Source organism: Mesorhizobium sp. M4B.F.Ca.ET.203.01.1.1 (assembly GCF_004791025.1).
GTDB lineage: Bacteria > Pseudomonadota > Alphaproteobacteria > Rhizobiales > Rhizobiaceae > Mesorhizobium > Mesorhizobium abyssinicae.
The window spans coordinates 19200-42448 of sequence record NZ_SRUO01000002.1 but is presented as its reverse complement, the minus strand read 5'-3'; the positions used below and the strand labels follow the sequence as shown (position 1 = coordinate 42448).

Genomic DNA, 23249 nt, shown 5'->3' with positions numbered 1-23249 from the left:
CTCCACGAGCCACAGCGCTCGGCGGCGTTTCGAAACCCTTGGCTTACTTCGGCAAACTCAATTTCCATAGCAGTCGAGCGTCATGCTGCTCCTCCGATGGGTGCCCGTTTTGCCAATTCAACCACGGCGCCAGAGACGGGAATAGGAAGGCGTCAAGGCGCACGCCGTTGTTTGGGGTAGCATGGGCGGTGCCTGCTCTGCTTCCCAGGCCGGCGCAAGGAAATAATAGCGGACCGTTGCATTATCGGGCAGCACCCGGATCAGCACCGAAACGTCAGCCCCCAACAGCCGGCGCTTGCGGGATGGCCAGTGAGAGTATCCGTATCCGATCGGGACAATCCGGCGGGCGTCGCCATATTGGTTGCCTGAAGGCCGAATGAAGCCGGTGCGGGTCATCGTAAGCATTCCGGAGGATGTCCTCCACCAGATCAACCAAGCGGAACGTCATGGTTACAGCCCTCCGGCTTTCTGACTGCCGCTGCGAAAATGGCGATGCGGACCGAGGCGGCTTGGCGCTTTCGCAACCTGATTCAAGCCGAAGCGTTATCGTGCTGTTCGCGCAAGGCGTTTGCAGTTTGGCGACCACGATCCTCAAGAGCCGAGAAACCATGTCTTACTTCGTGAGGAACGCCGCCTACGTTCCGCCGCAATGCGCCAGCAACTGGCAACCATTCGCCCCCAATTTCAATCTCTGGGGCGCTTCAGAGGAGTTCTAGAGATGATCATCAAGAAGGCTATTCTGGCAGTGCTGATGACCGCGGCCCTTGCCGGCTGCGAGACGCAGACCGAAAGCCAGCAGCGGGCCACCACCGGCGCGCTGGTTGGCGGCGCCGGCGGCGCGTTGGTCGGCCAAGCGATCGGCGGCAACACCAAGAGCACAGTCATCGGCGCGGCCGGCGGCGCGCTGCTCGGCGCGGTCGTCGGCTCGGCCACGACGCCGCAGCGCCGCGGCGAGCAGCTCTGCCGCTATCAGGATCGCTATGGCCGCATCTACACCGCGCCCTGCGACGACCGGTACTACAACGGCGACTATTGAGCCCAGACATTTGACTGGGGAGGCCGGCGTTTGGCGCTGGCCTCCTCGTAGCGTCATTCTTTGTACGGTTCTCGATGTAGAAGGAGTCTGGCGGCGGGACCTGCGGAGGATTGAACGACAAACCTGCCGGCACCCTGAAAATCCGAAGCAAGCAAGGGGTGAAGCGGCTGATCGGCTACGAGAGCCGCAACTGGCTGACGCATCCGCCGGATCGAGGCGTTGCCTTTCTCGAGGCGGGCCGGGGGCGGCGGTGGAGAACATCCATGCCATGACCCGCCCGCGCGGCTGGGCGATGGTCGCCACCCCGTTCCTGTTCAGGGTCCATGCCCAAGCCGCACGACTACAACCATCGGACGCCGGGCTGAAGCAATTGATGGTCAAAAGGCGGCTTTGCTGAGGAGCCATGGCGCATTTCGGCGCGCCCCGTGTGGGCCTATGGGCTGTGGCGGGTTTCGTCGATATTATCTTCGTGGGCACATCGTGCGCCGGCGTGCTGGCGGCGATCTGATATGTCGGATACGGCCCGCGCCGCTTTCCGAAAGCAAGGTTTGGCGGCGGCGCCCTTGCCGTCATCCGGCGTGTCGTCGGTCTCCTCCCCAGTGGCAATGCGCATACGCGGACTGCGTTGCCGATCACGTCGGCTGGTCGCTTCCGGCCTTTAGGTCCGGTTGGCATTCAGGCTATCTTAGCAGCAATGAGGGCTTGGGCCAGCGGACCAAGTTCCTCGATCATCTCTGATGCAGGGATGCGCGCCTCACTCGCTGCCATGTTCAGGTTGAACAAATGGGTTCCCATGCTCAATCCCTTCAGGTCTGGGTGGTTCAGACTGCTGGCAACGTATTTGTCGAACAGTTGGCGTGCGCGTTCCGACATCACACATCCTCGTGCTTTCCGCTAAGCATAGGCGGTTTCGCCTAGGGCTTCAAACACCACGTCAATTTTCTGAAATTCAAACTGAGACAGTCCCCAGGACCTGCGCGGCTGGCTCGACGGTCGTGTAGGTATAACTCGGCAGTTGAGCAAACGCGCAAGGGGGGACTAGGCGGAGGCTGTTCTCACGTGTGGCAAGGGCAACCTTTTGGCGGGCCAGCTATATGCCGTAGCCGGCCTTACAATGGTCGGAGAGTATCTTGTGGCGGTTCTACCTCACGGCTGGGCTGGACGAGGCTGCTTTGCAGAGTCAGATTCTCTTCGCCATAGTGACGGACAGCGTTAGATCAGGTTGCGGGGACGCTATGACCCACCTTGGGAAGATCCCTCCGATGACTCGGGCAACCGATCGCGTATGGCTTCCTCGGTTTTTTCTACCGTCGATTTCACGACTTTGCCGACCTGGCCTGCTAGCGTGCCGGCATCTCCACCAGAGCCTTGCCGGTCCGCCTCTTCCTTGACAGTATCGTAGGCTTCGGCGGCGACTTGCTTTACCTGCTCAAGGCCTGTTTCGAAAGCCTTCTCTGCGGTGTCGCGAAGTTTGTCGCTGTAGCCGCCAAGCTGTTCATCCTCCGTGGTCGTGCGGGGCAGCATCGTGCCCAGGGCAGTGCCAAGGACAAGGCCAACTGCTGCGACTGCCAGCGGTTCTCGTTCCAATATATCCTGTGCCGATTGACGTGCCCGGGCCTTCATCTCACTAGCGCCTGATCCAAGCTGCCCGGCCGAACCCGTGATCCCCTCCATTGCGCCCGTTGCGGCGTTGGCTGCAGTTGTGATCGCATCGCTTGCGGCTGATGCAACTGAGTCCGCAGTATCGGAGAGCATCGCCGCAATTCCGGAACCTTCGCTGTCCTCATTGAGCTCATCGACGGGTCGGTCGGACAGGGAGTCGCTTGGCCTCATGCCTGTATGGTTGCCAGCCGCTGAAGTGGTCGCTGACGCCCCGTTGCCAAGCATTAGCCAGGCCAGGCCGGCTCCAACCAACGTTAGCGGCAGCGGGTTGTCCCTGACCTGCGCCTTGAGATTGCCAAGCATGACGGCTCCCTCCCCGCCGGCAAACATTCCGGCAAATTCATCGATCAATTGACCGGGAGTCATCCTGCTGCGGATGGAATCAGCGGTGTCCACGACTTTCGCCCGGGCGATATCGGCATCTCGTTCCAGCTCGGCTGCGGATTTCTCGCTCATTTTATTTGTTCCTTGATCACGCGTGCGTCACGCTTGAGTTGGTCTTGTGTCCGATCCGGCGTCAGCTCAGAAGGGGCCATGCTTGCTGTGCCGCTGCGCAACAGAAAGATGCCCAGAATTGCGACAGCGATCCCGACGAGAAGCGAGGACCACCCCGGTCCCAGACCGGCATTCGCCAATGCGATCACGAGAGCTTGCAAGAGCACGATCAAGGCGGCGAGAATGCAAATCGCGCCGCCCAAAAACTCGACCGCACCCGCGCCGACCTTGCTCAGGCTTTCCGACATCTCAGCCCGCAATAGCCTGCTTTCGGTTTGAAGCAGCGTCGTGACCTGCTGTGCCAGATCGCCGATGAGGGTGGTGAGACCGCGATTGTCCTGATTACCGATCATGGCTCTCCTCCGTGCTTGCGGCCCAGTTGTCGCCAGCCGGGCTGGAGCGGGGCTGCGTCGGTTCAGTTGTTCCCGACGGCCGCGATCCAAAACTCTCGACAGGGCGTGATGAGCTCTTGATGAACCTCCCCAGCGCCAAGCCTGCCAACACTGAACCGGCGATCAGCGCCCCGGAATTTTCGCGGCCGAACGATTGGATCTCGCCAAGAACCTCTTCGAATGGCTTGTCCCGTAATGAAGTTGAAAGCCGTTCGAGGCCGCCCGCGGCATCGAGGACGAACTTCGATGCGGTTCGTTGATCGTTGTTGGCAAGGTGTTCGCTTGCCGCTCGCAGCGCTCCGCCAAAGACCCTCAGGTTGGCGCTGACATCGTGTTGTGTTCCCTCGGCCTTGTTGAACAACGCCTGCTTTGCTTCCGAGGCATAGTCGCTCGCCTTTCTGGTGAGTTCATCGCGAGCACTATGCAGCGCTTCTGTCGCGGTCTGCGTTGCCTGCTGGAAGGTTTCGGACAGTTCGCTTTTGGCTGTTTCGAAATCGGCCGGCTTACGGCCGTGATCGTCTTCGCGCTGCATGGGATCTCCTAATGGATTCCGAGGAAGGAGAGGATCGCAAGCACGACGACGACAAAGCCTATCAGGTAAATGACGCTGTTCATGGCGGCAATCTCCTCGATTGGATATCGAACTTACCGGCGACCATCAGGTTCCATCCGTTTTCACTAAATTAGCGAGATCGATTCCTGCGACTCATCCGCCGAGCCGCGCGCGGGGTCGCTAGCGCCCTGTGCCAAGGCGCTTACCGTGCCGCTTCGATGGTGCCCAAGTGGATGCCGAGGGAACTGTTTCTGAGCTGAGATGCAGGGAAAGTCTCACCGAGACAACAGTCGTCCCCACCCTCTTCTAGAGCTTGACGGCCGGTTCCCTCCCCCAGAGACGCAGTCTCCGGCAGGATTGCACGAACGTGTTTATCCCGCTCACTCCGTCGAGCGATATCAGCCCTTCGTCTGCGTCGGTTGCAACCCCGGCTTTGACAAAAAGCGGGGAGGAAGACTGGACAAAGGCGATGAACTTGAGATGAGCAAAGGCGTCCGCCACGAAGTCCCGCGCTGCTGACTCTCTGGCTAGCCGATCTGCTCCCTCTTCCGACAACAGGACAGCTATGGCATCGAACAGGACGGAGGGTCCTCCGTCGATCATATGCCTGGCTTCGATCCAGCTTCCATCCCCGGCTTCGACACCGCCGACTTTCGGGGCAACCACCTCTATCGTCGCACCTTCCTTCTCAATCGCCGATTGCAGCTTCTTCAGCAACGCGGCATCGGTGCCGGAACTCACCAGCACGCCGACCTTGCGTCCCGCGAAACTGGCTGGCCCATTCTCGATTATGCTGAGCGCCGGTGAGGGTTCGAGATCGTCCCTTGGCACGACAGCGGCATCCGCCGGCTTGGGCATTTCTTGTATGCCGAGCTTGCCAGCGACGGTCACGCCCAATCCTTCGTCGATATTGAGGAGATGCGAGACCATCCGCTCGCGGATGACTGGGGTCTCCACCTTGCTCAGTTCGAAGGTCAAAGCCATTGCGATGTGACGTTGTTCGGGTGGCGTCTGGCTGTTGAAGAATTGCCGCGCCTGGCTGTAGTGATCGGCGAAACTTTCCGCCCGCAGGCGGACTTTCTGGCCTTCCTCCGCGTCCGCAAAAGACCGAAATCCGCGCTGTGGTGACTCCCTGGGTCCTTCTCCGAAAGAGTTCGGCTGGTAGTTCGCCCGGCCAACAGGGTTGCGCATTGCCATATGCCCATCTTGCTGGAAGTGGTGGAAAGGACATTTGGGCGCATTGATCGGAATATGGGTGAAGTTCGCACTGCCAAGGCGTTTCAGCTGCGTGTCCAGATACGAGAAGTTCCGCCCCTGAAGCAGCGGGTCGTTCGAGAAGTCGACGCCAGGTGGAACGTTTTGCGTCATGAATGCTACCTGCTCGGTCTCGGCAAAGAAATTGTCCGGCATGCGGTCGAGAACGAGGCGACCGACAGGAATTGGCTCGAGCTCTTCCTCCGGAATGATCTTCGTCGGATCCAGGACGTCAAAAGCGAAACTGTCGGCGAAGGCCTGGTCGAAGAGCTGAACCCGCAGCTCCCACTCAGGGAAATTGCCCGACTGGATTGCCTGCCACAGATCGCGGCGATGGAAATCCGGATCGGCGCCGTTGATCTTCACGGCCTCGTTCCAGACCACCGACTGCAAGCCAAGCTTCGGCTTCCAGTGAAACTTGACGAAGGTCGACTCATCCTTCGCGTTCAGGAAGCGAAAGGTGTGCACCCCGAACCCTTCCATGAATCGGAAGGAGCGCGGGATAGCGCGATCCGACATCACCCACATGATCATGTGCATGGATTCGGGCGTCAGCGAAATAAAATCCCAGAAATTGTCATGCGCGGACTGGGCTTGGGGAAAGGCCCGGTCCGGCTCCTCCTTGACGGCATGCACCATGTCCGGAAACTTGATGGCGTCCTGGATGAAGAAGACCGGGATGTTATTGCCGACGATGTCCCAGTTCCCTTCTTTGGTGTAGAGCTTGACCGCGAAGCCCCGGACGTCGCGCGCCAGATCGAACGAGCCCTTGGATCCGGCAACGGTGGAGAACCGGACGAAGGCCGGCGTCTTCTCGCCGGCGCGCTGAAAGATGTCGGCGCGGGTGTATTTGGCGAGCGAGTCATAGGTTTCGAAATAGCCGTGCGCGCCGTAGCCACGAGCATGCACGACACGCTCGGGAATCCGCTCGTGGTCGAAGTGGAAAATCTTCTCGCGGAAGTGGAAATCTTCCAGGACCGTCGGCCCCCGCTCGCCGATCCTCAGCGAGTTCTGGTCATCCGAGACCAAGCCGCCCTGCGCAGTGGTGAGCACTGCGTTGTCATCCCCTGCGATCTGGTGAAGCTCTCCCCCATTGCCCCGCACAAGCTTTTGGTCATGGATTATCGCGGACTTGCCTGAGGGCCGTTTTGCCGTCTTTACCATTGTGATTTTCCCAAGGATCGAGGAGCAGGTTGAACTCTCTCAATGCCGGGGTGCACTCTAGGTTCCTGAAAACTCCAGACCTGCGGAAAGGTCTCGCATCTCGAGCACGTCGAGTTTTTCGTTGAATGGAGCGCAAGAGGCTTTGGGATCCGCGGGGGCAGCCGGTCTCGTCGGAAGCCGCCGCTTGCCCCTGCGTCGACGGCACTAGCCGTCCTGCGCCTAGCCGACTAGCCAATGCGACCGATGTCCACGAAATCTCCTCGGGGAACCAGCGTCGCAGTCGAAGGTTCTTGGTGATGGCAAATCACCCAATCTATGAGCGTGCTCACCTCGATCGGCACGTTGATCTCTCGTCCCGCCGCCTACCTGGCTCGCGGGAACGTGTGCGGCGCGCTTGCGTTATCTGGGACGCTTGGAACATAGGTTCGGAGACCTGAGAAGGCGGGTTATGAAAAACCCAGAGGCGTACGCCCCGCTGCACGCGAGCTTCCTCCTGAACGCTATACCAGGCCAGGGGCGCCGGGGAACTCGACGCAAGTCGGCGCAGGACATCAATCACCATGAGGTGGGAGCGTGGCCGTTCGCGCGCCTTGGAGCAAGACGATTACATGCTCCACTTGAGGAGAAGCCTGGCCTGCCTCAGGCAGATGGGGTTAAAAATGACATTGAAGACTAGCTCGGCCATTTCCAAGCCCTACAGCGGGCCGGCCGGCGGCTGGGGTTCAGCCAAATCCGTGGCTGCGATCATTTTGAGAGAACGCGTCCCCTTGAAAGGACCAAGATTGCTTTCGACCCAGAACCGGCCGGAAGGCTACATGTGTGTCAGTTGCGCCTGGGCAAAACCTTCACAACCGCATCCACTCGAATTCTGCGAAAACGGCGCGAAGGCGACCGCGTGGGAAATCACCTCCCGCAGGGCCGACCCCGAATTCTTCGCCGGAAAGCCGCTGAGCGAACTGGAGCTTTGGCCAGATCATGATCTGGAGGAACAGGGCCGGCTGACCCAGCCGCTGCGCTGGGACGCGGCCAGTGACAAATATGTCCCGGTGGCGTGGTCAGAGGCGTTCGAGGAGATCGGCAGGGAGCTTCGCGCGCTCGATCCGCATCAGGTCGACCTCTACACCTCCGGCCGAGCGTCGCTCGAAGCGAGCTACATGTACCAGTTGTTCGCGCGCATGTACGGCAGCAACAACCTGCCTGACAGCTCCAACATGTGCCACGAGAGCTCCTCGGTGGCGCTTCCAGAAAGCATCGGCGCCTCTGTCGGCACGGCTATTTTGTCGGACTTTGAAAACACCGACTGTATTTTCTATATCGCGCAAAACGTGGGTACGTCGTCACCTCGCCTGCTCCACGACCTTCAGGATGCCGTCAATCGTGGCGTGAAGATCATCACCTTCAATCTGCTGCGCGAACGCGGCTTGGAACGCTTCGTCAACCCGCAGTCGCCAGCCCAGATGCTGACCGGGAAAGAGACGCAGATTTCCTCGGAATATTATCAGGTCAACAATGGCGGCGACATCGCGGCGTTGTTCGGCGTCTGCAAGGCGCTCATCGAAGCCGACGACGCCCTGAAGGCATCTGGAGACAGGCGCGTGGCGGGAGAGGACGGCAAGCAGAAGGACCCGAACAATGCGGCGATGGTCGCTTTCGCCGCCTCGATGGCTTCAGCCGACAAAAAGCACGTGCTCGATCATGATTTCATCAAGCAGCATACTGCCGGATTCGAGGAATTTGCCCAAGCTGCCCGCGATCACAAATGGAGCGAATTGGAGCGTGTATCCGGGCTCAGCCGCGACCAGATGATGCAAGCAGCGGCCACCTATGCGAAATCCGATGCCGTCATGATGGTATACGGCATGGGGCTGACGCAGCACCTCATGGGTGTCCAGAACGTCCATATGGTTTGCAATCTCGCACTCCTGCGGGGGAACATTGGCAAGCCTGGAGCCAATATCTGCGCCGTACGCGGCCATTCCAATGTTCAGGGACAACGCACCGTCGGGATTACCGAAAAGCCCGGGCTGGCGCCGCTGGACAAGCTTTCCGAACTTTACGGGTTCGAGCCGCCGCGCTGGACGGGCCGAACCACAGTCGAAACCTGCGAAGCCATCATGAACGGCCAGTCCCGCGCCTTCATCGGCCTTGGCGGGAACTTCTTGAAAGCGGTGCCTGATACCGCCGCCATGGAAGAGGGGTGGCGCAAACTGCGTCTGAGCGTGCAGATCGCGACCAAGCTTAACCGCAGCCACGTATTGCATGGCGAGATTGCATATCTCCTGCCCTGCCTCGGTCGCATCGAACTCGACCAGCAAGCGACGGGACCGCAGGCCGTGTCCATCGAAAGTTCCATTGCCCATTTCCACGGATCGCGCGGCAAAGCTAGGCCCGCCAGTACCGCGCTGCTATCGGAGCCTGCAATCATCGCCGGGATAGCCAAGGCCACGCTCGGCGAAACCAAGGTTCCGTGGGACACCTGGGTCGGCAACTACGCCGAGATACGAAACGCCATCGAGCGGACGTACCCGGAAACCTTCAAGGACTTCAACGAGCGGATGTTCAAACCGGGTGGCTTTGCCAGGCCGCTGCCGGCACGCGAACGCAAGTGGGTGACCAAAAGCGGAAAGGCAAATTTCATCACGCCAGCCAAACTCTTTCCTGAATTCTCAACCTCTGGCAGGGCCGACGTTCTGCACCTTGCAACGCTGCGATCCAACGATCAGTTCAACACCACGATCTACGGCTACAGTGACCGCTTTCGCGGCGTTGAAGGCACGCGCCGAATTATATTCATGAACGGGGAAGACATCCTCCGACTAGGCTTCGCCGATGGGGAGATCGTCGATGTGACCACGGCGATCGATGACAATGTCGCCCGCACGGTCACCGGTCTGAAGATCGTTCCCTACAATATCCCGAAGGGCTGTTGCGGGGCGTATTATCCCGAAACCAACCCTCTCTTTCCCTTGGCGCATCACGACCCGAAGTCGAAGACGCCGTCCTACAAGCTTTTGCCAGTCCGTCTCAGCCGATCACACCTAACTCCCGTTGGTTGACCCCCAGGGCAGAGGAACGCTTGACAGAGAGGGTTTTCAGCATTGCGAAGTCGGTCCTGGCGGTTGCGGTTCTCCTGTCCCTCGCCAGCGCAGGTGGGGTGCTTGGCTATTTGCGGCAGCCAAGAGAGCTCCGTTTCGAACCGCCGGTTGCAGCTGATCTCGACTGGTTCCGCCTCATGTCCAACGGCATCGGGGGCACGCCGCCCGAGAGCTATTTCGCACTTGGCAAGCCATACGAGGCTGACGCCTACAATCTAAGCCAGGGCAAGCGGCTTTATGCCTGGTTCGGTTGCGGTACCTGTCATGGTGACGGTCGCGGCGGGGTCGGTCCGTCCTTCCTCGATGGCTGGTGGCTTTATGGGCCTGAGATGGTTTCCATCGTGGCTTCCATTCGTGACGGCCGCCCGCACGGTATGCCCGCGTTTCGCGACCGCCTGACCATCGAGCAAATTTGGCAGCTTGCGGGATATGTCCAGACGATCGGTTCCTACAGCCCGAAGGTGGCGGCACCCAGTCGCAACGACGACAAACAAACTCGCCCGGCCGAGAATCGCGGTCCGGCGATAATCCTTTTCGACGAGGGACCAGTAGGCGTCCACCCGGATCAGGGACCCTCGCCTTGAGAAATGTTCGCCTTATTCTGCTTTCAATCATGGCTGTTGCATCTGCCTGCAGCGGCAAGCAGTCCGCGCTTGATCCGCACGGCGGTCCTGCAATTCATGTCGAACACCTGATCATCGGTATAGTCGCCGTGTGCACGGTGATCTGGATCGTGGTGATCGTCGTGCTTGGCTTGGCGCTCCTGCGGAGCCGCCGCGCCGGAGCGGAAGACGCAAACTCCGAGGGCCGGCTGACAACAGTGGTGTTCGCGGCGGTCGCGGCCAGCGTTGTCATCATTGCCGGTCTGACGATTGCAAGCTTCTACACCACCCGCAACATTGGTGTTCCGGGGAGCGCGGCCCTCACGATCACGGTGCGGGGACAGCAATGGTGGTGGCAGGTATTCTACGCCGGCTCCGATGCGTCGCGCGGCTTTCAGACGGCCAACGAAATCCACATCCCCGTGGGGACGGATGTCCAGGTCCGGCTTGAAGGCGTCGATGTCATCCATTCGTTCTGGGTGCCAAGCCTCGCCGGAAAGCAAGACGTTGTCCCGGGCCGGTCCAACAGTTTGCTGCTGCGTGCCGAAAAGCCGGGGGCGTATCGGGGCCAATGCGCGGAATTCTGCGGCTTGCAGCACAGCCACATGGCAGTCCTGGTGATCGCCGAGGCGCCGGCCGACTTTGAACGCTGGGCTGCGTCGCAACGTGGTGATGCATTGACGCCGGCCGATCCGGATGCGGCCGCTGGGCAAGTGGCTTTTCTGGCCAAGCCCTGTTCGGCCTGCCACACGGTACGCGGTACGGCGGCCAAAGGCACGACCGGACCAGACCTCACTCACATCGGCGGACGTCAGACGATCGCGGCCGGGCTGCTGGAAACCACGCGTGGTTCGTTGGCGGCCTGGATTGCCGATCCCCAGACGCTCAAACCCGGGAACAATATGCCGATGGTGCCGCTGACCAGCGTCGAGCTGCAAAATATCTCCGCCTACATGGAGAGCCTGAAATGACGTCAAGAAATGCCGGCGCGCTTCGTGACACAGCATTCGACGCTGCTGAAATCGACCGTCGACTTGCGGCGATCTGGTCGACAACGCCGGGCGTGTGGGGTGCCCTTGCCACGGTCGATCACAAAGTCATCGGCCGACGCTACATCACCACTGCCTTTGTCTTCCTGGCGCTTGGCGGATTGCTGTCCCTGCTAATGCGATTGCAACTGGCGCAACCCGAAGCTCGCTTCATCGGGCCCGATCGCTACAACCAGCTTTTCACCATGCACGGCACGAACATGATGTTCCTGTTCGCCGTGCCCGTCATGCAAGCGATGGCGGTCTACCTCGTGCCCTTGATGGTTGGGACCAGAAACATCGCCTTTCCGCGTCTCAATGCATTCTCTTATTGGATGTATCTCGCCGGCGGCTTGCTTCTATGGATCGCCTTTGTGCTCGATACCGGACCGGATGTCGGCTGGTTCGCCTATGTCCCGCTCTCCGGTCCCCAATACGCGGCGGGAAAGCGGGCCGACATCTGGGCGCAGATGATCACCTTCACCGAAGTCTCCGCGCTCGCTGTAGCCGTCGAGATCGTCGTGACTGTCTTCAAGCACCGCGCGCCAGGAATGTCTCTCGACCGTATCCCGTTGTTCGTCTGGTCGATGCTGGTCACGTCGTTTGTTGTCATCCTAGCGATGCCAGCGATCATGGTCGCAAGCACGGCCCTTATTCTCGACCGACTGGTCGAGACACATTTCTTCAATCCGGCCGAAGGCGGCGATGTACTGCTATGGCAACACCTGTTCTGGTTTTTCGGACACCCGGAGGTTTACATCATCTTCCTGCCGGCGGTGGGGATGGTATCGACAATCGTCGCGACGTTTACGCGTCGGCCGGTGTTCGGCTATCTGGCCATGGTGATGGCATTGATCGCCACAGGTATCCTGGCCTTTGGGCTTTGGGTCCATCATATGTTCGTGGCCGGCCTTCCCCGGTTGGGAGAGAGCTTTTTCACCGCCTCGAGCATGGCGATCGCGGTTCCGGCGGGACTGCAGATATTCTGTTGGCTCGCGACGATATGGGCAGGCAGACCGATCTTCACGACGCCATTCTTGTTCGCAATCGGGTTCATCGTCACCTTCGTCATCGGTGGTCTGACCGGAGTGATGGTGGCGTCTGTGCCGTTCGACACCCAAGTCCACGACACCTATTTCGTCGTCGCGCATTTTCACTACGTCCTGGTCGGCGGCGCGGTCTTTCCTTTGCTCGGTGCGCTCTACTACTGGTTCCCGAAGCTGACTGGGCGGTTGATGAGCGAGACACGCGGACGCTGGGTGTTCGGCCTGATCTTCGTGGGCTTCAACCTGACTTTTTTTCCCATGCATATCCTCGGCCTGCAGGGCATGCCGCGCCGGATCTACACCTACCAGCCAGAGATGCCATGGTCCGGCCTGAATATGTTCATCAGCCTCAGCGCGGTCATCCTTGCTGGCGGCTTTCTTTTGTTTTTCATCGACGTCATACGCAGTGCGAGGACAGGCGCCGTCGCGTCGTCCAACCCTTGGGAGGCCTCGACGCTCGAATGGGCCACCTCGTCCCCACCACCGCCGTACAACTTCGCCCGGCTACCGGTGGTCGGCGGCCTTGATCCCCTGTCGGACCGCCGAGATGTCCTTCCCGTTGCTGCGGGCCTGCGCGTCGACCGTCGTGAGCTGTTGGTCAGCAGCATCGTTGAAGCGACCCCGGAGGCGCGTGAAGCGTCATCCGGGGATTCGATCTGGCCGCTATTGGCGGCAATCGCCACCACCGCGACGCTGATCTGGTCGATATTCACACCTTGGGCGGTGGTCTGGGGATCGATACCAATCGCGATTGCACTCATTGGCTGGTTCTGGCCCAAGGGCGTGCCGGAGGACGAGTCATGAAGGAAGGCGTGGTGCTTGACCTGACGGACCTTCCCCCGCATGGCCTCGGCACCGCGAGCTTGTCCTGGTGGGGGACGCTCGCATTCATGCTTATTGAAGCCACTGGCTTTGCGCTTTCCATCGTCGTCTACCTCTATCTCATGAGCCTGGCACCACGCTGGCCTCCGGATGCCCCGCCGCCCGATCTGCTGCCTGGGACGACGCTGACGGTTTTGCTGGTGGCGAGCTTGTTTCCGAACATCTTGTTGGCACGCTGGGCGCGTGACCAGGACTTGCGGAAGGTGCGTATCGGGCTGATCATCATGTCCCTGATCGGAATAGCGCCGCTTGTCCTGCGTGCCTTCGAGTTTCCGGCGATGCATATCCAGTGGGATCAGAATGCCTACGGCTCGATCGTGTGGGTCATGCTCGGCCTGCACACCACCCACATCCTGACCGATCTGGTGGAGACATTGGTGCTGACTTGCCTGATGTTTTCGCGGCATGGCGACAATCCGCGGCGCTTTGGGGATGTCAGCGACAATGTGATGTACTGGAACTTCGTCGTGGCGACCTGGTTGCCAATGTATGCCTGCCTCTATTGGGCTCCACGGCTTTGACCAAAAGTTGGCTCCCAAACGCTGGACTCCTTGTGCCGCCCATAAGCTGGGCGCTCAGCACCCAGCTTGGGCAGATCACACCCTACATCGATTGCCGGCAAAGTTTTTCCTGGACCGCCGCCTTGTGCGGCATCCTTCTCGTTGCGTCGGTCGCCGGCGTCGCCGCATCTCGGGTGACGTCAAACGGATTGGTCAAATCGAAGCGATTTGTCGTTGACGCAGGTTTCCTGGTCGCACTGGCGTTTGTCTTTGCGTTGTCGTTGCAGGAGGCGGCCACGATGCTGCTCGACCCATGCCAGCGCTGATCCGCATACTGTTCTTCTTCATGATCGCTTCCCCGGCAATGGCGCACGGCGACGAGACCCATGGTTCTGGCTATCCCTGGACCTTTGACCCGTGGATCGTCGTGCCACTTGCGATGCTTGCACTACTCTACGGAGCGGGCGTGACAAGGCTGGCACGGCGCGCGCGGCAACCCGGCGGCATGCTCATGCGCGCTTTGCTCTACTGTAGCGGCTGGCTGACACTGGCGGCGGCGCTGCTGTCGCCGCTTCACTGGCTAGGTGAGCACCTTTATACATTCCATATGATCGAGCACGAGATGGTCATGGCCGTCTCGGCACCTTTGATCGTGCTTGCGCGCCCGGTTGGCATCCTGATGTGGGGGCTGCCAGGACGAGCGCGTCGCGTGGCTGCATCAGGGATGTGTTCGCCCCTGGTTCGCGGTCCGTGGGACTGGTGTACGGGCACCTTGAATGCGACCATCGTTCATGGCTTCGCGATCTGGGCCTGGCACCTGCCGGTATTGTTCGACGCGGCCGTCACCAACACTGCCCTGCATCGCGTCCAGCATCTTTGCTTCTTTGTGACAGCGATATTGTTCTGGTGGGCGATGATCTGGCGGAGTGATTACGGCGCCTCGGCCTGGCATCTGTTCGCGACCATGGTTCACACGAGTATTCTGGGTGCCTTGATCGCTCTCGCTCCACGCGTGCTCTACATCGCGCAGACCCGCACCGCCATGGCCTGGGGGCTGACGCCTCTGGAAGACCAGCAATTGGCGGGCATGATCATGTGGGTGCCCGCCGGCACGATCTATGCGGTGGCGGCAATGGCGATGCTTGCGCTCTGGATTCTGGGATCGAGTGAACGAAGAGCTCAAAATGCCTGACCAGCCGACACCTCTCTCAGGCCGGACCGCATTAATAGGCATTGCCCTCGTCGCGGCATCGGCCGCTTTTGCCACAATCAATATCGCGCGCGACAACCACAGCCGGGCGGCCGTAGCCAAAGCGATCACCGACGGCGATCCCGCACGCGCACCGGAAATCTTCCGACGATACGGCTGCTCCGGCTGCCACACTATTGAGGGGATACCGGGAGCCGACGGCCAGACAGGCGCGCCTCTCACTGGGCTGTCGAAGCGGCTGTACATCGCGGGCGTACTGGAAAACAATTCCGACAACCTTGTCGCATGGATCGTTTCGCCCCGGAGCTTCTCCCCGCGGACTGCGATGCCGGCGACCGGTATCTCGCAACAGGAAGCCAAAGACCTCGCAGCGTATCTCTACGCACAATGAAGCGGATGAAATGTCACTTCATGCTTTCCCTGGAATTGCTTCAAGGGCGCGGCGTGGCAATCGGTGGCAGACGTTTGATGTAACGTGCAATCGCCTGGCGGTCGCTGTCAGGCAGCATTGCCGTATTCGTCACTACATCGGCCATCGAGGATCCGACGCGACCGTGGCTGGGCGTTTCCCCAGTTTTGAGCATCGTCGCGATGTCGTTCTCTGTCCATCCGCTCAATCTGTGCTGCGTGATGTTTGGCACGAATCCCGTTCCTTGAGGATCGATGCCACCGGCAAATCGAGTGTCCGACTTGATGGCGCCAAAAGCGTTGCGGGTCGAATGGCACTCAGCGCAATGCGAGACGGACTCGACGAGATACGCGCCGCGATCATGCACGGGATCTCCGTCGAGGCGCGCAGAGGTCGTGCCTTGGCGAAAGAACATCATTTTCCAAATGCCCATGGACCGCCGGATGCCGAACAGGATCGCAGGATCATGCGGTGGCGCACGCCCCGAAACCTTGGGAAGCGTCCTGAGATAGGCGTGCAGGTCCCTGACGTCCTCGGCCGTCATGCTGGTAAAGCTCGTGTAGGGAAAAGAAGGGTAGTAGTGTTGACGCTCTGGCGACACGCCGCCGAGGAGTGCATTTGCCAAGTCGGTGACGGTCCATGCGCCAATGCCATCCACCGGATCGGGAGATATGTTGGGAGGCCGAAAGGTGCCGAATGGTGAAGCGAGCGCCATCCCGCCGCCCAGCTTTAGGCGATCGGATTGCCCCGGTGTCGCATGACAGGAAGCGCAATCCCCTGCCGCGAAGACGAGCTCACCATGCGCGACATCGACCGGGCCTTCAAATTGCTGATCCTGGTTCGAGAAAGGGGGCTGCGCCCCGGTCATGTACCACAAGACCGTACCAACGCCGCTTGCACATAGGAAAACTGTGAGAGCAATTTTCCACACTGAGCTCGCCATGACGTGCCGCAAGCTGTTGGACGACCATGCCTTGCCCTTGCCGTCAATTCCCGCCTTCATATGAGAAAGTTGCTCGAGGGTGCATCGCAGCCGAGGTCTGGTTGGATCGGAGATATCGAGCTTCTCCCAGGGAATGCGGTACAGGCAGTCGCGGTGGCGCAAGCCAAACAAGTCCAGCATCGCGACGCCAATTGCCGAGGCAGAGAGGCGCTCGAAAGCAGCGAAAATGCCGACGTGGAATTCGGTTACGACGAGATCGTCACCATCACGCTCGGCGCGTATCTCCTCAATGTGACCGACGCTTTTGCCGCGCAGCGATAGCACCCTTCGACCGGCAAGATGTTCGAGGTTGACGGAGGCCATGGTCAAGCTCCTGGAATGCGGCCGATAATGTGATCGCGCAGCCAGTCCTGCCAATCGAAGATCGCCGTCCGCCGCACATCAACGTCGACTTCGATGTCGACACCGATATTTCGCACCTTCTTCCACGCTATGCGGTGCGGCTCGGCATGGCGTTCGCCGCCAAGCCTTGCCGCGAGCCAGGCCACCCAGCGTCCCGGTCGCGAACCAAGGCGGCGCGCCAGCGTGATCGAGCCAAGCTCGACCGCGACGATCCTGGGCGGTTTGCCGTGCCTCAACTCGGCCACCAATCCGTCCACCTTTCCGATCTTGACCTGCCTGCGGTCGACGACCTGTTTGTCCAGTAGATCGCGCAGCAGATCCATCACGAGCCTCCGAATATCTGCAAGGGTATGGCCACCACGGCAAGGACGAAACCCAGCGCAATGACGAAGATCACCGCGGCATTCGAAATCATGCCGTTGCGATGGTCGCCGACATAACGTTCATCGTTGAGCAGGAAGAGGAATGGCACCACGGTCAGGGGCAGGCTGGCTGCCGTGACTGCCATGGAGAAGATCGTGAGTTTCAGCGGGTCGAGGCCAAGGCCTATTGGTATGGCGGCAAGAAGCAGCGAGATCGTATAGACGCTGCAGAAGCCGGGATCTTCGCGTGGTTTCCTGTCTTCTCCCCACGTCCAGCCGAAGCCTTGCGCGACGAGGTAGGCCTGCTGCAGGGCGATTTCGAGCGCCGCGCCGAAACAGGCTATGGCAAGCGAAGCGACAAAAAGGACAAAGCCCCAGAACCCGAATATCGGGATCAGGAGCAGTGGCAGTTGATGATAATCATCGACCTGGTTAACTCCGTGCTCGCCTAAGACCAGCGCGGCCACGATCAGCACACTGACCGAGATGGTGCCACCAAAGCTCATGCCGAGGCCCGCAATTGCGCGATTCGTGCCGAGATAGGTCTTGTCCCAGTGGTCCTCGACGGCGCCTGAGGAATAGAACATGAAGAGGTAGGGGGATATCGACGCGCCCAGAATGCTGACTGCCATGAACCAGTAGCTTTCAGCGTCATGATCCGGCAAGCTCGGCACGGCGCCAGCCGCAACCTGTTTCCAATCCGGCTTCAGCATCACCGCCGCGACCACGAAGCAGAGCGTGACAAGACCGAGGACCGCCACGCCCTTCTCGATGAACCCGAAGGTGCCTTTCCATAAGAACAGCCACGCCAGGAATGCCACTGGTATTGCCCACCATTGAAAGCCGATCCCTGTCGCAAGGTCAGCCGCGATGGCAACGCCGCCGATCTCTGCCGACATCACCATGAAATTGACCAGCAAGGTGGCCAGCAACGGCCATAGGAAGGTGTTGAAGCCGAACCTCTCGCGGATTCCGTCGGCGATCGTGTGGCCGCTGACGGCCGCGAACCGGCCCGCCATCTCGACCAGGAAGATGATGCAGATGGTGCCGAGGAGGATGGCCCAGATCAGCCGCAAGCCGAAAGTGGCGCCGGCTTGCGCGGCTGTCGCCATTGATCCGACTTCAAGAAAGCCGCCAACGCTGGTGACGATACCAAGCGAGATTTCGAGCAGCTTCTTCATGATTTCGGCGCGAAATATTTGGCATAGGCGGCGGCCAGGTTCGCCGTGGCCGCCCGAAGTTCCTGCCGCGCCTGACTCACTTGCCGCAGGTTGCCAGCCTCTACCCCCGCTTGAGCGTCCTTGGCCGCAGCCGACAGCTGACCGACCGCCGTTACGACCTCGCGCCGCTTGGGGGATTCAGGAGGATTGTCAGATTCTATCTGACGACCGACCTCGACAAGCGCCTCGGCCGTCGATTGCAATGTGGCCGATGCATAGTTTGAAGGAGCCGCGCCGGCGGCCCAGGCGTCCATGACCATCACCGCTGTCTGCGAAGCCGACGCCGCGATTTTTGATTCCTGCTCGACGGGTCCGGACGACGAACAGGCAGCCAAGGCGAGCATGGTCGACAACAGGCATGAACGGCAAACCCGATAGCAGTCGTCATCGACAATGCCTACAGTCAGCGGCATGGCCTCCGGCCAGCCCGAGTAATGGTGTCTGCTTGAAGCATTCAGAGATGGGCAACGGGTGCATGGTGCGGCTCCATCTGCCTGATCGGATCTGAAGCTGGTTATCAGGGACATCACGAATCCCGATCTAAGGATTTCGGCCTCCCGGGAAGGGTATGACATCGCTAGGCAGGTTGCATTTCGAAAGCCTGTGTGGATTGGGACCGGCCGGCTCGCTTCTACCTCGGCCAAGGGGTCGCAACGTCACAACGCCTTGCGCCGACAAAGCAGCTTGTTGTCTGAAAAGATGCACAAGTTCGGGGTGGAGTCCGTCCCCTCGACGAGAGGCCACGTCGTGAAGAAATACGAAGAACTGCATCATATGCCTTTCCACGCTGGCGTCGCCCCTCGTACCAACGCCGGTCTCCTGCATCATCGCAATCCGGGTTGGAAATGCGGGACGATCAAGTCGCATCCCAGGCTTGGGTTTGGCCTCTCCTGGTTCATCATGGAGTGTAAAGCTGCCGGGGCGCGAAGGTTCCGCCTCGTCTCATAAATTCAGCTGACAGGAACGACCTCAGTGGAGAGATAGGTCGACGGCGGTTCCGCCCGGGCCAAGACTGGCTTCCGCCAAAGCTGCGATCGATTTCTCTTCGCCCCCAGGAGACGCTCGGCTACTTCTTTAGCGATGCTTTCCGCTTCCATCGCCACCATCACAATGGAATGGATCTCGATGTGACCGTAGGACGGAAACCACATTTCCGTTCGAACGTTCAAGCCAGATGGACACAGTCGAGATTGCCTCCCGGACCGCCGCCGTCGAACGAACAGGTGGATGTCTCTGCGGCAGTATCCGTTATCGAGTGACTGGCGATCCGCGCGTTCACTACTGTCACTGTGACATGTGCCGCCGCGCGACCGGCAGCGCCTTCGCCGTGTTGGCCTGGACGTCCTCGTCCAACCTGTCATGGCTCAGCGAGGAGCCTGCCTATCGCACATCTTCGCCCATCGCCCGGAGGGGATTCTGCGGAGCATGCGGTTCTCCGTTGACCCTTTCCTACGCCGCCGCCGAGGGCGAAGTCGCTCTGCATGTCGGAACCTTTGACAATCCTGAAGGTCTGGAACCGCAATACAATTACGGGTCCTCGCAGCGGCTTGCCTGGGTTTGCTGTGGCGTTGACTTGCCGCATCACGACACGGAAGAGCGATGGTAGCGGAATCCGATCATGAGTTTCCGCTCACTGTGGACACGCCGCCGATGGAAGCCCGGACTGCCGACACGCTGCCAGAGGGCAACGGCATCTGGCAGTATGAGCCCAAGTGGGATGGCTTTCGCTGCCTTGCCTTCAAAGGAAGAAAGGCGGTCGATCTCAGGGCGAAATCCGGCAAGCCGCTTGGCCGCTATTTTCCCGAACTGACGGCGCTTCTGGGCGAGCTCGAAGCACAGGATTTCGTCGTAGACGGCGAGATCATAATCGAGATCGAAGGACGCGCATCGTTTGACGCGCTGCAGATGCGGCTTCACCCGGCTGAGAGCCGTATCCGGAAGCTGAGCAGACAAACGCCTGCGCGGATAGTCCTCTTCGATACCCTTGCCGCGCCCGGAGGCAAGATCGTTCTCGAAAGGCCGTTGCGGGAACGACGCGGGGCAACCGAAGATTTTGTCGCTCGGGCGGAGAATGAGGCGCTGCGACTTTCGTCGGCAACCACGAGTATCGCCAACGCCAACAAGTGGCTGCAGGGTGCTGGCCACGGTTCGACCGACGGGGTCGTCGCCAAGATGCTCGACCAACCCTATCGGCCAGGCGAGCGTGCGATGGTCAAGGTCAAGCGGCTGCGCACCGCAGACTGCGTGGTTGGCGGGTTCCGCTACCTGAACCGCAAGCGCCAGGTCGGGTCGCTCCTGCTGGGCCTCTATAACGACAATGGCTTGCTCGACCATGTCGGCTTCACTTCGACCATCAGCAATGAAGATCGGCAGGCGATCACCGTGAAGCTCGAGGAATTGCGCGGCGGACCCGGCTTCTCAGGCAAGGCGCCGGGCGGGCCAAGCCGCTGGAGCACGGAACGCAGCGGCGAATGGGAGCCGGTGCGGCCGGAACTGGTCGTCGAGGTGCGCTTCGACCATATTACCAGCGACCGTTTCCGCCACGGAACCAGGCTTTTGCGCTGGCGGCCCGACAAGGCGCCGCGCCAGTGCACGTTCGAGCAGATCGAGTAGTGGCCTAGCAATCGCGACGAATGTTGTCTGCCATTGCGCATTCACTTTTTGCGCAAGGTTCGCAAAGTAATCGAATAGCGGTGTTCGGTCAGGGGCGGGATGCTGTGCTCCCATTCATCGCGCGCCGGGCCGCTCAAGAGGTAAGCCGACCGCGGCTCGACAATGATTGTCTTGCGGTCCCATTTCGTGCCGTTCTTGCGCCGGAGTCGGAAGCTGCAGGGAGCAAGAAGAGATACGCCGGCCACCGTCTCGAAATGCGGCTTGTCGCGATGCCAGCCAATGCCCGCGCCCGGTCGATACTCGTTGATCAGAACCTGCTCGAAAGCGCTTTCCGGCAACCCGCCGAAAGTCGCTACCTTGCGCCTTAGCGTCATCAAGAAATCTGGTATCGGGGGCGCCTCGACCACCTGGCGCCGATCGTAGTCGTAACGCAGGCCGAAACCGATCACCTGCCGATTTGCCAGGTGGCCATGGAAATCGAAAGGCTGGAAAGGGAGCCTCTGAAGGTGGCGCAGCAGGTCCGTTTCTTCATCCGCCGTGACAAGGTTCGCCTGATAGCGAAACCCTTCTGGCAGATCATCGGCCGCGGCGAACAGGTCGGGCTGGTCAACATTCACGCCGGCCAGAGCTTTGGATTTTAGAGATGGCATGCACAATAGCTGGTCAAGCTGCTCCCTGAGCGCAAGGCCTACGACGCGGCGGATCCGCATACTAACGTTCCCCCGTGCCGTGGACGCCAAGGCGTCATGGTTTGCAGCCGGTGGCCGTGCCTGGCCGCCCTGCCCTTTCGGTCGCCGCCTGAATGGCAAGCGCCGCAGTACTCAGTGCAAGAGGAGGGTCCTCAACCAAGCCAGGAAGCGGCTGCCATTGACGGTCCTGCGCACCCTGGCGGCGGCCCATTTGCCTTGCATGGTGGCGCCGACATGACAGCTGCAGACGATTTCGTGCAACTGCCAATCGCTGAGCTCGAAGAAGCGAAGGGCCTCTCCATAGGTGTCGTTTCTAAGTCCCGCGGCTTTCAGCAGCGGATCTTCCAAGGCAACTGAAATTGGCGATCCATCGGCTCGTGCGGCCTGGCGGGCGTCCAGACGCAGGCGTTCGGTGCCAGCAAGCGCGCCCAGGCATCGGCCGGGGTGCCGCTCGAGCAGTTCCGCCCAACGCTCGATCCGTTGCCTCCGGGTCATAACGGGGCTCTGCGCCAGCGGCTTGACGTCCGCGATCGCCTGCAGTTGTTCGAGGGTCTGGTGTTTCATAATCAGCTCCTGTTGATCGAGCATTCACCCAAGGGGTTTTCGCGACAAGCCTATCGGTCGGCTAAATAAGTGGCCTCCTCATCGTCACGCTGGCGTCCGCCAAGCGCCGCTGCGACGCTGGCAATAAAGGCGCCTACCACCATGGACAGGGCGCCAAGAAGGGCGAAGGTGGCGCCGGCTTTCCTGGCTGTGTCGGCCGCCTGCTGGGCCTTGATCTTTGCGTCCTTCACCTTGGCCATCATTGCATCTACCCGAGCCTTGGCATCGGCCTGCGGAAGCCCGGTGCGGGCGGCCACGAGTTGCGTCAGATAGGCGCTGTCGTCAGCCGCAAGTTCGCCGCCGTTCGCAGCAGTCGCGAGCAGGATGCGCGACGCCTGCGCGGTCGCTGCAGCTTCGTTCTGCGGATTGGCATCGACGGGCTTGGTCAGGTCGGCGGGGCGGAACAAGGCATCCACATAGTAGGACGTGCTGTCGAATGCTGAGCCGTCCTTGCTTGCGGCACCGGCCGAAGCCCCGGTCGCGGCGCCCGCGGCCACCGTCGAAACTGCCTGCACTCCAGAACCCAATGCCGCCGAAAGCGCTGAGCCGAGAACTCCCGCAACAAGAAGCGTGGCGAGTGCCCAGGCAAGGAAACCGTGAGCTGTGTCGCGGAAGTAGGTTTCATCGGTATGAATCCCCACCCATTTGGTGCGCAACCGACCCGTGAGATATCCACCGACGCCAGATGAAAGCCATTGCACGACCACCAGCCAGACTGCGGTGGACACAGCAAATGTCGTGGCCGACGCGCCGGCACCGGACCACGGCGAAACCATGCTCAGCCCAAGGCCAGAGCCCAACAACAGGAGAATGACTGTCAGGGTCGAAGCGGCGAAGGCGCCGGCAATGATCGGCCCCCAGTTCACTGCTGAAGATGAGGATTCTGTCGGTGCAGAGGCCTCGGCGGTCACAAGTGTTGCCTGCATCTGTGCCTCCTACCGCGCAAACAGCATGATGAGAATGATGATCGGAATGGGAATGCCGAGCAGCCAGAGCAAGATACCGCGACCCATGGAAGCCTCCTGTGGGTTAGTGTGTGATGATCTAACAATGTCGCTGCAGGTCTTCTGTTCCGTTGGCGGTAAGCCG

The 23249-nt window shown here is 60.5% G+C and carries 24 protein-coding genes; 11 read left to right on the top strand and 13 right to left on the bottom strand.

Annotated elements, in window-relative coordinates:
* Positions 1-117: 117 nt before the first annotated feature.
* Positions 118-396, bottom strand: coding sequence for a hypothetical protein (locus tag EN846_RS03645; RefSeq protein WP_127391136.1), 279 nt, complete (start codon positions 394-396; stop codon positions 118-120).
* A gap of 322 nt (positions 397-718) precedes the next feature.
* Between EN846_RS03645 and EN846_RS03640 the strand changes: the two genes are divergently transcribed.
* Complete coding sequence (locus EN846_RS03640) at positions 719-1036, top strand: YMGG-like glycine zipper-containing protein (RefSeq protein WP_127282295.1); 318 nt, start codon at positions 719-721, stop codon at positions 1034-1036.
* Between the two features lie 675 nt (positions 1037-1711).
* On the opposite strand, the gene EN846_RS03625 is transcribed toward EN846_RS03640, so the two are convergent.
* From EN846_RS03625 to EN846_RS03605, 5 genes are all read right to left on the bottom strand, one after another.
* On the bottom strand, positions 1712-1909 hold the full coding sequence (locus tag EN846_RS03625; protein ID WP_127282294.1) for a hypothetical protein: 198 nt from the start codon (positions 1907-1909) through the stop codon (positions 1712-1714).
* A 360-nt stretch (positions 1910-2269) separates the two neighbouring features.
* Positions 2270-3154 (bottom strand): hypothetical protein, encoded by an 885-nt coding sequence (locus EN846_RS03620; protein ID WP_127391135.1) that lies wholly within the window; start codon positions 3152-3154, stop codon positions 2270-2272.
* A complete protein-coding gene (locus tag EN846_RS03615; RefSeq protein ID WP_187331242.1) occupies positions 3151-3546 on the bottom strand; it encodes a phage holin family protein in 396 nt (131 codons plus the stop codon). Before EN846_RS03615 ends, EN846_RS03620 begins: the two co-directional genes overlap by 4 nt.
* Positions 3536-4117, bottom strand: coding sequence for a hypothetical protein (locus EN846_RS03610; protein ID WP_187331243.1), 582 nt, complete (start codon positions 4115-4117; stop codon positions 3536-3538). The genes EN846_RS03615 and EN846_RS03610 overlap by 11 nt, the downstream gene beginning before the upstream one ends.
* Before the next feature lie 327 nt (positions 4118-4444).
* Complete coding sequence (locus EN846_RS03605; RefSeq protein ID WP_127391134.1) at positions 4445-6556, bottom strand: catalase; 2112 nt, start codon at positions 6554-6556, stop codon at positions 4445-4447.
* A 659-nt stretch (positions 6557-7215) separates the two neighbouring features.
* Here EN846_RS03605 and EN846_RS03600 point away from each other — a divergent pair.
* The 8 genes from EN846_RS03600 (at position 7216) to EN846_RS03570 (ending at position 15310) form a co-directional block, all read left to right on the top strand.
* A complete protein-coding gene (locus tag EN846_RS03600) occupies positions 7216-9612 on the top strand; it encodes an FdhF/YdeP family oxidoreductase (RefSeq protein ID WP_127391133.1) in 2397 nt (798 codons plus the stop codon).
* 74 nt (positions 9613-9686) lie between these two features.
* Entirely contained in the window at positions 9687-10235 is a 549-nt protein-coding gene (locus EN846_RS03595) for a cytochrome c (RefSeq protein ID WP_127391141.1), read from the top strand.
* 29 nt (positions 10236-10264) lie between these two features.
* The gene (coxB, locus tag EN846_RS03590; protein WP_127391140.1) at positions 10265-11224 is read left to right on the top strand and encodes a cytochrome c oxidase subunit II; all 960 of its coding nucleotides are present in this window, start codon (positions 10265-10267) and stop codon (positions 11222-11224) included.
* Complete coding sequence (ctaD, locus tag EN846_RS03585) at positions 11221-13131, top strand: cytochrome c oxidase subunit I (protein WP_135913799.1); 1911 nt, start codon at positions 11221-11223, stop codon at positions 13129-13131. The genes coxB and ctaD overlap by 4 nt, the downstream gene beginning before the upstream one ends.
* Positions 13128-13730 carry a cytochrome c oxidase subunit 3 gene (locus tag EN846_RS03580; protein WP_127391131.1) on the top strand — a complete coding sequence of 201 codons (603 nt, stop codon included), beginning with the start codon at positions 13128-13130 and terminating at the stop codon, positions 13728-13730. Before ctaD ends, EN846_RS03580 begins: the two co-directional genes overlap by 4 nt.
* Positions 13727-14035 carry a hypothetical protein gene (locus tag EN846_RS35565; RefSeq protein WP_135858882.1) on the top strand — a complete coding sequence of 103 codons (309 nt, stop codon included), beginning with the start codon at positions 13727-13729 and terminating at the stop codon, positions 14033-14035. The genes EN846_RS03580 and EN846_RS35565 overlap by 4 nt, the downstream gene beginning before the upstream one ends.
* Before the next feature lie 20 nt (positions 14036-14055).
* The gene (locus tag EN846_RS03575) at positions 14056-14901 is read left to right on the top strand and encodes a cytochrome c oxidase assembly protein (RefSeq protein WP_245493266.1); all 846 of its coding nucleotides are present in this window, start codon (positions 14056-14058) and stop codon (positions 14899-14901) included.
* Complete coding sequence (locus EN846_RS03570; RefSeq protein ID WP_127391139.1) at positions 14894-15310, top strand: c-type cytochrome; 417 nt, start codon at positions 14894-14896, stop codon at positions 15308-15310. The genes EN846_RS03575 and EN846_RS03570 overlap by 8 nt, the downstream gene beginning before the upstream one ends.
* A gap of 40 nt (positions 15311-15350) precedes the next feature.
* On the opposite strand, the gene EN846_RS34975 is transcribed toward EN846_RS03570, so the two are convergent.
* The 4 genes from EN846_RS34975 to EN846_RS03550 form a co-directional block, all read right to left on the bottom strand.
* Positions 15351-16196 (bottom strand): cytochrome c, encoded by an 846-nt coding sequence (locus tag EN846_RS34975; RefSeq protein ID WP_245493267.1) that lies wholly within the window; start codon positions 16194-16196, stop codon positions 15351-15353.
* Between the two features lie 440 nt (positions 16197-16636).
* The gene (locus EN846_RS03560; RefSeq protein ID WP_127391128.1) at positions 16637-16996 is read right to left on the bottom strand and encodes a hypothetical protein; all 360 of its coding nucleotides are present in this window, start codon (positions 16994-16996) and stop codon (positions 16637-16639) included.
* A complete protein-coding gene (locus tag EN846_RS03555) occupies positions 16996-18216 on the bottom strand; it encodes an Nramp family divalent metal transporter (protein ID WP_127391127.1) in 1221 nt (406 codons plus the stop codon). The genes EN846_RS03560 and EN846_RS03555 overlap by 1 nt, the downstream gene beginning before the upstream one ends.
* A complete protein-coding gene (locus tag EN846_RS03550; RefSeq protein ID WP_127391126.1) occupies positions 18213-18668 on the bottom strand; it encodes a hypothetical protein in 456 nt (151 codons plus the stop codon). Before EN846_RS03550 ends, EN846_RS03555 begins: the two co-directional genes overlap by 4 nt.
* Before the next feature lie 761 nt (positions 18669-19429).
* On the opposite strand from EN846_RS03550, the gene EN846_RS03545 reads away from it, so the two are divergent.
* Positions 19430-19861, top strand: coding sequence for a GFA family protein (locus tag EN846_RS03545; RefSeq protein ID WP_127308755.1), 432 nt, complete (start codon positions 19430-19432; stop codon positions 19859-19861).
* A complete protein-coding gene (locus EN846_RS03540; RefSeq protein WP_127391125.1) occupies positions 19855-20868 on the top strand; it encodes an ATP-dependent DNA ligase in 1014 nt (337 codons plus the stop codon). The genes EN846_RS03545 and EN846_RS03540 overlap by 7 nt, the downstream gene beginning before the upstream one ends.
* Positions 20869-20909: 41 nt before the next feature.
* Here EN846_RS03540 and EN846_RS03535 read toward each other — a convergent pair whose 3' ends face one another.
* The 3 genes from EN846_RS03535 to EN846_RS03525 all read right to left on the bottom strand — a co-directional run bounded on the left by EN846_RS03535 (position 20910) and on the right by EN846_RS03525 (position 23086).
* Positions 20910-21518, bottom strand: coding sequence for an alpha-ketoglutarate-dependent dioxygenase AlkB (locus EN846_RS03535; RefSeq protein ID WP_127391138.1), 609 nt, complete (start codon positions 21516-21518; stop codon positions 20910-20912).
* 171 nt (positions 21519-21689) lie between these two features.
* Positions 21690-22121 (bottom strand): hypothetical protein, encoded by a 432-nt coding sequence (locus EN846_RS03530; RefSeq protein WP_127391124.1) that lies wholly within the window; start codon positions 22119-22121, stop codon positions 21690-21692.
* 50 nt (positions 22122-22171) lie between these two features.
* Complete coding sequence (locus EN846_RS03525) at positions 22172-23086, bottom strand: hypothetical protein (protein WP_127391123.1); 915 nt, start codon at positions 23084-23086, stop codon at positions 22172-22174.
* Positions 23087-23249: the final 163 nt, after the last annotated feature.